Annotated in this window: 9 protein-coding genes and 1 pseudogene; 4 read left to right on the forward strand and 6 right to left on the reverse strand. The window is 72.2% G+C overall.

Going from position 1 to position 11,016, the window contains the following annotated elements:
• Window positions 1-90: 90 nt before the first annotated feature.
• The 4 genes from ugpC to Q1A09_RS12020 form a co-directional block, all read right to left on the reverse strand.
• Window positions 91-1,188, reverse strand: coding sequence for an ABC transporter ATP-binding protein (gene ugpC / locus Q1A09_RS12005; RefSeq protein ID WP_299955185.1), 1,098 nt, complete (start codon window positions 1,186-1,188; stop codon window positions 91-93).
• Between the two features lie 49 nt (window positions 1,189-1,237).
• Entirely contained in the window at window positions 1,238-2,146 is a 909-nt protein-coding gene (locus Q1A09_RS12010; RefSeq protein ID WP_299955188.1) for a carbohydrate ABC transporter permease, read from the reverse strand.
• Between the two features lie 9 nt (window positions 2,147-2,155).
• Window positions 2,156-3,139: a carbohydrate ABC transporter permease gene (locus Q1A09_RS12015; RefSeq protein WP_299955190.1), complete on the reverse strand. Its 984-nt coding sequence runs from the start codon at window positions 3,137-3,139 to the stop codon at window positions 2,156-2,158.
• A 146-nt stretch (window positions 3,140-3,285) separates the two neighbouring features.
• Window positions 3,286-4,605 (reverse strand): ABC transporter substrate-binding protein, encoded by a 1,320-nt coding sequence (locus Q1A09_RS12020; protein WP_299955191.1) that lies wholly within the window; start codon window positions 4,603-4,605, stop codon window positions 3,286-3,288.
• A gap of 199 nt (window positions 4,606-4,804) precedes the next feature.
• Between Q1A09_RS12020 and Q1A09_RS12025 the strand changes: the two genes are divergently transcribed.
• The 4 genes from Q1A09_RS12025 to Q1A09_RS12040 all read left to right on the forward strand — a co-directional run bounded on the left by Q1A09_RS12025 (window position 4,805) and on the right by Q1A09_RS12040 (window position 9,228).
• Window positions 4,805-5,833 (forward strand): LacI family DNA-binding transcriptional regulator, encoded by a 1,029-nt coding sequence (locus tag Q1A09_RS12025; protein WP_299955193.1) that lies wholly within the window; start codon window positions 4,805-4,807, stop codon window positions 5,831-5,833.
• 410 nt (window positions 5,834-6,243) lie between these two features.
• Complete coding sequence (locus Q1A09_RS12030) at window positions 6,244-7,284, forward strand: LacI family DNA-binding transcriptional regulator (protein WP_299955195.1); 1,041 nt, start codon at window positions 6,244-6,246, stop codon at window positions 7,282-7,284.
• A gap of 33 nt (window positions 7,285-7,317) precedes the next feature.
• On the forward strand, window positions 7,318-7,887 hold the full coding sequence (locus tag Q1A09_RS12035) for an NADPH-dependent FMN reductase (protein WP_299955197.1): 570 nt from the start codon (window positions 7,318-7,320) through the stop codon (window positions 7,885-7,887).
• A 69-nt stretch (window positions 7,888-7,956) separates the two neighbouring features.
• Complete coding sequence (locus tag Q1A09_RS12040; RefSeq protein WP_299955199.1) at window positions 7,957-9,228, forward strand: MFS transporter; 1,272 nt, start codon at window positions 7,957-7,959, stop codon at window positions 9,226-9,228.
• A gap of 504 nt (window positions 9,229-9,732) precedes the next feature.
• On the opposite strand, the pseudogene Q1A09_RS12045 reads toward Q1A09_RS12040, so the two are convergent.
• Window positions 9,733-10,788 (reverse strand): annotated as a pseudogene (locus Q1A09_RS12045) (MFS transporter); the annotation flags it as partial.
• Window positions 10,781-10,939, reverse strand: coding sequence for a hypothetical protein (locus tag Q1A09_RS12050; protein ID WP_299955201.1), 159 nt, complete (start codon window positions 10,937-10,939; stop codon window positions 10,781-10,783). The pseudogene Q1A09_RS12045 and the gene Q1A09_RS12050, both read right to left, overlap by 8 nt.
• Window positions 10,940-11,016: the final 77 nt, after the last annotated feature.

An 11,016-nucleotide genomic window follows, 5' to 3' on the forward strand; every position in this document is an offset into this window, starting at 1 on the left:
GTCTGGTGCGTGGCTGACCGGCGCGGCCGGGACCGGGTCGCGCGGGAGGTGCTTCGGCCCCCTGCAGGGGCGGGGGCAGGGGGTCCTTCGTCAGTCGACCCGCTGTTGAGTCTGGGCGTCGAAGACGTGCAGGGCACCTCGGTCGGCGCTCAGCCAGAGCTGCTGGCCGGTGGTGACCGGGGTGCGGGGTTCGGTGCGGACGACGAGGTCGGCGGAGTGCAGGACGTCGTCGGGGGCGTCGGCCAGGGAGGTGTAGAGGAAGGCGTCCGAGCCCAGCTGCTCGACCACCTCGACCCGGACCGGCAGGCCCTCCCCGGTGCCGGCCAGGCGCACGGCCTCGGGGCGGAACCCGACGGTGACCTTGCCGTTGCTCGCCGCGGCGCGGGTGAGCTGCTCGCGCGGCACCGGCAGCACGGCGCCGCCGACCTGCACGCCGCCGTCGATGGCGGAGCCGGTGACCAGGTTCATCGCCGGGGAGCCGATGAACCCGGCGACGAACACGTTGGCCGGGCGGTCGTAGAGCGCGCCGGGGGTGTCGCACTGCTGCAGGACGCCGTCCTTGAGCACCGCCACGCGGTCGCCCATGGTCATCGCCTCGACCTGGTCGTGGGTGACGTAGACGGTGGTGGTGCCCAGCCGGCGCTGCAGGGCCGCGATCTGGGTGCGGGTCTGCACCCGCAGCTTGGCGTCGAGGTTGGACAGCGGCTCGTCCATCAGGAAGACCTGCGGGTTGCGCACGATCGCCCGGCCCATCGCCACCCGCTGCCGCTGGCCACCCGACAGTGCCTTGGGCCGGCGGGACAGGTAGGGCTCCAGGTCCAGGATCTTGGCTGCCTCCCGCACCCGGGTGGCCCGTTCGTCCTTGCCGATGCCGGCTAGCTTGAGGGCGAAGCCCATGTTCTCCTCCACCGTCATGTGCGGGTAGAGGGCGTAGTTCTGGAACACCATGGCGATGTCGCGGTCCTTGGGCGGGGAGTCGGTGACGTCCCGGTCACCGATCACGATCGCCCCGGAGTCCACCTCCTCCAGCCCGGCGAGCATCCGCAGCGAGGTGGACTTCCCGCACCCGGACGGGCCGACCAGGACGAGGAACTCCCCGTCGGCGATCTGCAGGTCCAGCGAGTCCACCGCCGGCCGCTCGGCCTTGGGGTAGATCCGGCTGGCCTGCTGGAAGGAGACGGTGGCCATGGTCAAGAACCTCTCGGAGAAGGGAGGGGGGTGGGGTGGGCGCAGCGGGTCATCCCTTCACCGCGCCCTGCATGATGCCGCCGACGATCTGCTTGCCCAGGATCGTGAAGACGATGAGCACCGGCAGGGTGCCGAGCAGGGTGCCGGCCATGATCACCGAGCGCTGCGGCACGTAGCCGGAGCCGAGCCCCGCCAGGGCCACCTGCACGGTGGGGTTCGCGGTGGTCAGCGCGATGAGCGGCCAGAAGAACTCGTTCCAGGCGGTGAGGAAGGTCAGCATCGCCAGCACGGCCATCGCGGGCCGGGCGACCGGGACGACGATCGACCAGAAGATCCGGAACGTCGAGGCGCCGTCGACCCGGCCGGCCTCCAGCAGCTCGTTGGGCAGCGCGGAGATCAGGTACTGCCGCATGAAGAAGACGCCGAAGGCGCTCACCAGCGTGGGGAGGATGACCGCCTGCAGCTGGTTCACCCACTGGAGCTCGGCGATCATCATGAACAGCGGGATCACCGAGAGCTGGGTCGGCACCATCATCGTGCCGATCACCAGGGCGAGGAGCACGCCCTTGCCGCGGAACGCGAGCTTGGCGAAGGCGAACCCGGCCAGCGTGCAGAACAGCACGGTGCCCACGGTGATGGCGCCGGAGACCAGCACCGAGTTGAGGATCGCCTTGCCGATCGGCGCCTGCTCGAGAGCCAGCTGGAAGTTCTCGAACAGGCTGGCGTTCGGCAGGAACGGCGGCGGGGTGGCGGCGATCTCGGCGTTGGTGTGCGACCCCGCGACCAGGGTCCAGTAGAGCGGGAAGATCGACACCAGTGCCACGAGGGTGAGCATCGTGTAGGTGACCGGGCCGGGCCTGCCGGCCTTGCTGCCGCCCCGGTGCCGGCGGCGGGCGGCGGGTGCGGCGGGGGAGGGGTCCCGGCCGGCATCGGGTACGGGGGGAGCGAGGGTCGCCATGCCGGTCTCCTACCGGTCGGCCCGGGCGCGGAGGCGGCCGATGACGGCGTTGACCCCCACGATCACCAGGATGATCATGAACATCGCCCAGGCGGTGGTGGCTGCCTGCCCGATGTGGAAGTTGCTCCAGCCCTGCTGGTACATCAGCAGGCCGAGCGTCTGGTACTGCCCGGAGGCGCCGCCGGAGGTGGTGCCGTTGCCGGCGAACAGCAGCGGCTCACCGAACAGCTGGACCGCGCCGATGGTCGACACGACGATGGTGAACAGGATCGTCGGGCGCAGCGACGGGATCGTCACGTTGAGGAACTGCTTCCACTTGCTCGCGCCGTCGATCTCCGCGGCCTCGTAGAGCTCCCCGGGGATCGACTGCATCGCGGCCAGGTAGATGAGCGCGTTGTAGCCGGTCCAACGCCAGGTGACGATCACCGCGATGGCGACCTGGCTGCTGACCGTCCCGGACTCCCAGTCGATCCGGTTCAGGCCGACGGCCTCCAGCATGGTGTTGATCAGCCCGTAGTCGCGGCCGAAGAGCTGGGAGAAGACCAGGGTCGCGGCGGCGATGCTGGTCGCGTACGGCATCAGCATCACGGTGCGGAAGAAGGTGCGGCCGCGGAGCTTGTAGTTCAGCAGGTGGGCCAGCCCCAGGGCCATGCACAGCTGGGGGACCGTCGCCAGGATGCCGATGGTCAGGGTGTTGCGGGCGGCGTTCCAGAAGAACTCGCTCTGCAGCAGCTCCCGGTAGTTCTCCAGCCCGACCCAGGTGCCGCCGTTGATGTTCGACAGGCTGGTCTCGTGCAGCGAGACCCAGGCGGTGTACATGAACGGGTAGAGGCTGAACGCCCCGAACACCAGGAAGAACGGTGCGACGTAGGCGTAGCCCCAGCGGTTGCGGGTCAGCTGGCGGCGCTTGCGGGGGCGGCCGGGGAGCTCGGTCCGGTCTGGTGCTGGCGCGGCGATCGCCGCCTCACGGACGGTGCCACTGGCGATGGTCATGCAGGGTCCTCGACGGATCGGGTGCGCGGATCGGGCCGGACGGGTCCCGGGGGCTCGAGCGGGCCGGGACGGCGGACCGGGCAGGTGCCCGGGGGCGTTCGACGCCCCCGGGCACCGCGTCCGGTCGGCGGCTGCGTGACCTGGGGTCAGCCGCCGGTGGCCTGGCGAGCCGCCTTCAGCGCGTTCTCCCAACCCTCGTCGGGGGTCGCACCGCCGGAGGCGATGTCGGTCAGCGCCGTGGTGAACGCCTCCTGGATCTGCGTGTCGTACGGGCCGATCGGGGTGCGCTGGATGTTCGCCGCGGACTCACCGAAGATCTCGCCGGTCGGGGCGCCGCTGAAGTACTCGTTGGTCGCGTCCATGACCCCGGGGTCCTCCGCAGCCTGCGGGCTGGAGGGGAAGTGCGCGGCGTCGGTGAACATCTTGACCTGCTGCTCCGGGGCGGTCAGCCACTCGGCCAGGTCCTTGGCGGCCTCGACGTTCTCTCCGCCGGCCGGGACGCCGAGGAACGAGCCGCCCCAGTTGCTGGCGCTCTCGTCGGAACCCGGCAGCGGCGCGATGTCCCAGAGCCCGGCGCCGGCGTCACCCATCTGGGAGTTGATGTAGCCGAGCATCCAGGCCGGGCAGGCGATGGTGGCGAAGGCGCCGTTGGAGAACGCGGCGTTCCACTCGTCACCGAACTGGCTGAGGTTGGCGGTCAGGCCCTCGTCGGCGGCCGTGCTGGCGTACTCCCACGCCCGCTCGACGCCGTCGCTCTCCTCGGGGATCGGGTTGCCCTCCTCGTCGTTGTAGGCGACCTCGCCCTGGTAGACCGAGGAGGAGAAGATGCTCGCCGGGCTGTCGACGAAGGCAGCGTCGGACGTGGACTGGTACTGGCGCGCGGTGTCCAGGTACGCGTCCCAGGTCGGCCACAGCTCGGCCACCTGGGCGCGCTCGGTGGGCAGCCCGGCCTGCTCGAACAGGTCCGTGCGGTAGCACATGGCCTGCGGGCCGGTGTCCGTGCCCAGGCCGATGGTCTTGCCGTCCGCAGTGGAGGCCTGGCCCCACTTCCAGTCGTAGAAGTTGCCCTCGAGCTCGTCGGCGTTCTCCTCCGCGGCGAAGTCGACGAACGCGTCGGCGTGGTTGCGCACGACGTCGGCGATGAAGCCGATCTCGAAGGCCTGGATGTCGTCGAGGCCGGAGTTCGCGGCCAGCCGGGTCTGCAGCGACTTGTAGTACGCGGCGGACTGGGCGACGTTGTTCTGCTCGATCGTGACGTTCGGGTGGAGCTCCATGTACTCCTCGTAGAGCCCCGCGTTGTCGAAGTCCATCGTCCCGAACGTGCCGACGGTCAGGGTGACCGGGGCGTCGGGGTCGTAGTCGGCGGCGTCGGCGCTCGCATCGTCCGAACCGCCGCACCCGGCGGTCAGCAGGACCGCGGCCAGAGCCGCTCCCCACGCCGCCCTGCTCCTCGTGGAATGGAACATCTGACCTCCTGGGTCCTTCCCGGGACGGGTGCTCCGATGCACCGTCCGCCGGGGGCGTGAGAACGCTCTCACGGCCGTGACGCACAGAGTGGTCTGGGCCACAAGCGACTGTCAAGTAACAGCTGGGTAACGCCCAGGGGCTGTCGGAGAGCGCTCTCACGGTGCACCATGTGTGCACCGCCCGAGCACTGGAGACCGCATGACCGACACGACCTCGCGCGCCGCGTCGCCGACGCTGGACGAGGTGGCCGTGCTCGCCGGCGTCTCGCGCGCCACCGTCTCCCGGGTGGTCAACGACTCGCCGAAGGTCAGCCCCGAGGCCCGCCAGGCGGTGCTGTCGGCGGTGGCACAGCTGCGCTATGTGCCCAACCGGATGGCCCGCAGCCTGGTGACCCGGCGCACCGACACGGTCGCCCTGGTGCTCAACGAGCCGAACACCCAGGTGTTCTCCGACCCGTTCTTCGCCAGCATCGTCCGTGGGGTGTCGGCGACGCTGGCCGACACCGACCTGAACCTGGTGCTGCTCACCGCCCAGGACGAGCGGGAGCAGGAGAAGATCGGCCGGTACGCCCGTCAGGGCCACGTGGACGGCGTGATCCTGATGTCGGTGCACAGCGACGACCCGCTGCCGGACATCCTCGAGGAGGCCGGCATCCCGCTGGTGCTGTGCGGCCGGCCCTTCGACGACCGTGCGGTGGCCTACGTCGACGCCGACAACCGCGGCGGCGCGCGGGAGGCGGCGGCCTACCTCGCGGCCTCGGGGCGCCGGCGGATCGCCACCATCACCGGCCCGCTGGACATGATCGCCGGGGTCGACCGGCTGGCCGGCTACCAGGCCGGCCTGGCGGCCGCCGGGCAGGAGGTGCGCGCCGACCTGCTCGCCGAGGGCGACTTCACCGAGGTCGGCGGCGCGCGGGCGATGGCGGCGCTGCTCGAGCGCGCGCCCGACCTGGACGCGGTGTTCGTCGCCTCGGACCCGATGGCGGTCGGTGCGCTCCGCGCGCTGCGTGAAGCCGGCCGGCGGGTGCCCGAGGACGTCGCGGTGGTCGGCTTCGACGACGCCGCGGTCGCCGAGCGCTGCGACCCGCCACTGACCACGGTCGCCCAGCCGCTCACCGACATGACGCCGCTGCTCACCGAGCTGCTGTTGCGCCAGATCGAGGGCGTCGGCGAACAGGCGGAGTCCCGGGTCTGCCGCACCCATCTGGTCCGCCGCGCCTCTGCCTGAGGGTCGTTGCTCGCAGCCGCTGGCTCGGCGCGCGACCCTCCAGTGGGGTCGTCCCCCCACGTCACCCGGTTGGTCGGTGGGTGCAGTGGGCCGGGTGTGAGGTCCTCCCGGTCCGGCCGGTGACACCGCAGGGGGTCGAGCGACCGCGCCTCCGGGACATCTCGTGCCGGGCGGCGTGTACGTGGGCGGCTGTGGGACCTGCGTGGGGAGAGGCGCCGTCTCGCGGCCGAGGGGAGGGGCTTCGTGGTCGTGACGGACGAGGACTCGCGACTCGGACGCTTCGGCAGCACACCCGCTCGAGCCTGAGGTCCTTGACCGTCGACCGGATTACTGTAACGTCCCAGTAGAACGTTCAAGTCGACGACTCCGGGGGCGGGTGCGGAATGGTCCAACGACCCAGCCTGCGGGCCGTGGCGGCAGCTGCGGGGGTGTCTCCCACGACGATCTCGAACGCCTACAACCGTCCCGAGCAGCTCTCGGAGGCGCTCCGCGAGCGCATCCTCGAGCTCGCCGAGCAGATGGGCTATTCGGGACCCGACCCCAGTGCGAGCTCGTTGCGGGGTCGTCGCGCCGGCTCGATCGGCGTGCTGTTCGCCCAGGAACTGACCTATGCGTTCTCCGACCCGTACTGCGCCGAACTGCTCACCGGCGTGGCGGAGGTCGCCACGACCACCGGGACGAACGTCCTGCTGATGCCGGTGGGGCCGCACTCCGTCTCGAAGGGCCACTCGCGCGCAGAGGAGATGCGTCTGGTGCAGAACGTCCGCCGGGCGGTGCTCGACGGCGCCATCGCCGACGGTGTCGACACCGAGCACCCCGTGCTGCGCGTCCTCGCCAACCGCGGGATCCCGATCATCAGCACGGTCGACACCGGGAGCCCCTGCGTCCTGGTCGACGACCGAGGTGCCGCCGTCGAGGTCGGCCGCCATCTCCGGGAGCTGGGGCACCGGCGCTGCGCCGTGATCATCGACAGCATGGACGACGACGAGCCCGTGGTCGGCGTGCGTGACGAGTCGCGGCTGTTCCCCTACGCCCGGCTGCGTCTGGAGGGCCTGCGCGCCGGTCTGGGACCGGGGGCGGAGGTGACCCCGGTGTCGGCGGGGACGAACACCCTGGAGTCTGGCCGGAAGGCCGCCGCCGCCGTGCTGGCGGTCGCGGCCGCCGCAGGCGCGCAGCCCACGGTCATCGCCGCCACCACCGACGTCCTGGCGTTGGGCGTGATCGACACGCTCCGGTCGCAGGGCCTCCAGGTCGGCGCCGAGATCTCCGTGACCGGCTTCGACGACATCCCGCGTGCCGAGGACGCCGGCCTCACGACCGTGCGTCAGCCCGTCCGGGAGAAGGGCCGGGTCATGGCGCGGATGCTCGTCGACCCGACGTACGGCCAGACGCGAGTCACCCTCCCCACCGAAGTCGTCATCCGGACCAGCACCGCCCCCGCCGCCAGCTAGCGCCGGGTCACCACGAGCGCAGGGACATCGACCATGCACGCTGCAGCAACCGACATCCGGCTCGGCCTCATCATCGGGAGCGTCCGCGCCGAGAGGTTCGGGCCCGTCGTCGCCGCCTGGGTGCAGCAGCGCATCGAGGCGCACGGCGGCATCGACCTGGACGTGATCGACCTGGCCGACTTCTCGATCCCGGTCGGGCTCGACGGCTCGGGTGACACCGGACGGTTGTGCGCCCGCATCGCCGCGGCGGACGCCTTCGTGGTCGTCACGCCCGAGTACAACCACGGCTACCCCGGGTATCTCAAGATCGCCATCGACGCCGTGGTGGACGAGTGGCAGGCGAAGCCGCTGGGATTCGTGTCCTACGGCGGGCTCGCAGGCGGTTCCCGGTCGGTGGAGCAGCTGCGACCGGTCTTCGCCGAGCTCCAGGTCGTCACGGTCCGGGACGCCGTGGCCTTCCCCGGCGTCTGGGAGCGCTTCGACGACGCCGGCCGCCTGCCCGACCCCGAACGGCATGAGCGGGCTGCCGCGTCGATGCTCGACCAGGTCCTGTGGTGGGCCGAGGCGTTGCGCGCGGCTCGGCGCTCGGTCGTCGCTGCCTGAGCGCTGGCGCCCCCCGGCGCCGAGTGCGTCGTGCCCCATGACCCTCGCACCCGGCGAAGGAGCCCCGTCATGACCAGCCCGCCGCCCGTCGTCCGGTCGCCCGGAGCCATGCCCCCGCTCGTGTCCCGACGGCGCGCAGATTTGGCCCTGGCCGCCCTGGCCGCCGGCGCGTTCTGCTTCGTCACGACCGAGACCCTGCCCAGCGGCATGCTCACCCTCATCGCGGAGGGACTGGGCGAGTCGGTCTCCACGACGGGACAGCTGGTGACCGCCTACGCGGTCGTCGTCGTGGTCTTCTCCCTGCCGCTGACCCGCCTCACGATGCGGACGCCCCGCCGCGGCCTGCTGACCGCCACGCTCGCCGTCTTCAGCGCGGCCACACTGCTGGCCGCGTTCGCCCCGACCTTCGAGGTGCTGGTCGCTGCCCGGGTCCTCTCGGGCCTGACCCACGCGCTCTTCTGGTCGGTGGCGGCAGCCGCGGCCACGGGGCTGTTCCCACCAGAGATCCGTGGGCGGATGGTGGCGAGGCTGTCGATCGGCAGTTCGCTCGGCCCTGTGCTGGGGGTCCCGCTCGGTACCTGGATCGGTCAGCATGCCGACTGGCGCGTGGCCTTCGCCGTCCTGGGTGGTCTGAGCATCGCGGTCGCCGTCACCGTGTTCGCCCTGCTCCCGTCCCACGCGCCCGAGGACGGCGGGGCGGCCCGTGGGACCGCCCCGAGCCTGCCGCGGTTCGTCTTCCTGCTGGCCACCACCTGCGCCGCGGTGGCGGGGGGCATGGCCGTGCTGACCTACATCGCGCCGTACGTGCTCGACCACGCCCGGATGTCCGAGTCCAGCCTCGGCCTGGTGTTGGCGGTCTCCGGAGCGGCCGGTGTGGTCGGCACCTGGGTGGTCGGCACGTTCCTCGACAGCCGCTCCAGGCAGTGCCTCACCCTGGCCCTGGTCGGCCTCGGACTCGCGCAGGTGGGCCTGTGGGCGCTCGGTGGCTCAGCCGTCCTGGTCGTGGCGTCCATCGCGTTGACCGGCGGCTGCTTCGGGGCGCTGAACGCCACTCTCGTCCACGGTGGGCTCCAGGTCGCGCCGGGCAACACGGACCTGGCGATGGCCGGGATCAGCATGGCCTTCAACGTCGGGATCGCCGTCGGCGCCTTCTCCGGTGGCCGGGTGATCGACGGGTGGAGCGTCCAGAGCGTGCCCCTGCTGGGTGCCGCCTTCACCGTCGTGGCTCTGGCCCTGGTCCTCTTCGAGCCCCGGCCCGCGCTGAGGCGTCGGGGCACCACCGCGGCGGCCGATGCGGTTCGGGCCACCGGGGGTGGTCATCGTGCGCCGATCGACAGCTGACCCAGGAGTGCGTCACGACGTGGGGGCCCGAAGAGATCGACCTCACGCCCAGGTCGCACCGCGACGGCGCACCGGTCCTCCTCGATCGGGAGGCCCGGGCGCTGCACCTGCCGCATCCCACCCGGCCGAGCAACGCATCATCGGCTGCTCACCCAGGCCCACCCCGTCGCCGAGCGGGTGCTCGGTCCTCCCGTGAGGACCACGATCGTGCTGGAGCTGCTCTCCCGCTTCGGCGGCTCCGCCAGCGGGTGACGTCCGGGCGCTCTGCAACGTCAGTGCACGGAATCCGGCGAGTCGCCCACCCGGTCGGGCAGCACCACCCCGGCCGGCGGGCCCGGCGAGCGGGGCCCCCGGCCGACGGCGGCCAGTGCCGCCGCCAGGACCAGAGCACCCACGGCGAAGGAGACCGCGACCCCGCCGACGTCGAGGATGAGCCCGGTCAGGGCCGTGCCCGCGGCCATGCCCGCCATCGTCGCGCTGCCGACTGAGCGACTGCCCCTCGCTCAGTCGTCCGGGCGGGACCGACAGGTCCACCACGTTCGCGATGGTGATCATCACCGGGGCGATGGTCAGACCGCACACGAACAAGCACGGGAGCAGGACCCAGAGCCACACGCCCTCGACCGCCGTCAGCAGGGCGACCACGGCCAGGGTCGCCGCGAAGCACCCCAGCAACACGCGCAACAGCGCGTGCTGGGTCCGCCGGCTGCCCCGGGACCCGAAGACCAGACCACCGACCACGCTCCCGCCAGCAGTCGCGGCGAACAGCAGGCCGACCTGTTGCTGGTCGCCGAGCACGAGGCCGGCCGCGCCGGCCATCGCGGTGTCCATCACGCCGAAGGTGATCGCGACCGCGGCGCTCACCCCGATGATCCGGCCGGCCTGACCCCGCAGCACCGACAGCCGCCGGCCGTGGGAGTCGGAGACCTCCTGCGGGACCCGCTCCGTCGGCGGCATCGCCAGGGCGAAGGCCACCGAGCCGGCCACCAGCACGGCAGCTGCGCCCAGGAGGACCTCCTGCTGCCCGAAGCCCAGCAGGAGGGACAGGCACAGCGGGCCGACGACGTACACCGCCTCCACCGACACCGAGTCCAGCGCGTAGCCGGCCTGGCGGCGCGTCGAGTCGGCGAAGAGGCTGCGCAGGCCCACCCGCAGCGCCGGGCCGATCGGCGGCTGGGCCGCGCCGGCCAGAGCGGCCAGGGCGACCAGCTCGGCAGTGGGCGCGGAGGCGACGACCGCGGCCAGGGCCACCAGCAGACCGCCGGAGACCAGCGCCGGCAGCGGGATCACCCGTCGCGGACCGTGCCGGTCCAGCAGGCGGCCCAACCACGGGGCGGCGATCGCCGCGCCCACGGCGAAGGCAGCCGTGACCAGCCCGGCCTGGGCGTACGACCCGCGGAGGGCCGCGACGATGAGCACGAGACCGATGGGCACCATCGCGCCGGGCAAGCGGGCGATGAACGCCGAGGAGATCAGTGCGCCGGACCGGGGCGACAGGAGCAGCTGGCCGTAGACCCGGAGTCCGCTTCCCGCGGGGGCGGCAGGCCCGGCGTCACTCACGCCCGGCTCCTCGGTGCGGACGCCGAGCGGCTCCGTCCTGTCCCGACCGCCGCCCGGTGAGCTCGGTCAGCACGAGGGCCGCCGCGGTCAGGTGCACCCCGGCTGCGGAGAGCTGCTGGGACTCGGCCATCTCCCACCCGCGGGTGGTCATCCGGACAGCCCGGAACTGGGCGTCGCGCCATCGCGGTGCTGCCGGTCGCCGACCGGCGGACATGACGTCCCCATGGG

The sequence above is a fragment of the uncultured Modestobacter sp. genome (assembly GCF_947486615.1).
Taxonomy (GTDB): Bacteria; Actinomycetota; Actinomycetes; order Mycobacteriales; family Geodermatophilaceae; genus Modestobacter.

Bases quoted from the DNA above. Each gene is read 5' to 3' on its own strand.
- ugpC (WP_299955185.1), bottom strand. From the start codon at position 1,188: ATGGCCACCGTCTCCTTCCAGCAGGCCAGCCGGATCTACCCCAAGGCC.
- Q1A09_RS12010 (WP_299955188.1), bottom strand. From the start codon at position 2,146: ATGGCGACCCTCGCTCCCCCCGTACCCGATGCCGGCCGGGACCCCTCC.
- Q1A09_RS12015 (WP_299955190.1), bottom strand. From the start codon at position 3,139: ATGACCATCGCCAGTGGCACCGTCCGTGAGGCGGCGATCGCCGCGCCA.
- Q1A09_RS12020 (WP_299955191.1), bottom strand. From the start codon at position 4,605: ATGTTCCATTCCACGAGGAGCAGGGCGGCGTGGGGAGCGGCTCTGGCC.
- Q1A09_RS12025 (WP_299955193.1), top strand. From the start codon at position 4,805: ATGACCGACACGACCTCGCGCGCCGCGTCGCCGACGCTGGACGAGGTG.
- Q1A09_RS12035 (WP_299955197.1), top strand. From the start codon at position 7,318: ATGCACGCTGCAGCAACCGACATCCGGCTCGGCCTCATCATCGGGAGC.
- Q1A09_RS12040 (WP_299955199.1), top strand. From the start codon at position 7,957: ATGACCAGCCCGCCGCCCGTCGTCCGGTCGCCCGGAGCCATGCCCCCG.
- Q1A09_RS12050 (WP_299955201.1), bottom strand. From the start codon at position 10,939: ATGACCACCCGCGGGTGGGAGATGGCCGAGTCCCAGCAGCTCTCCGCA.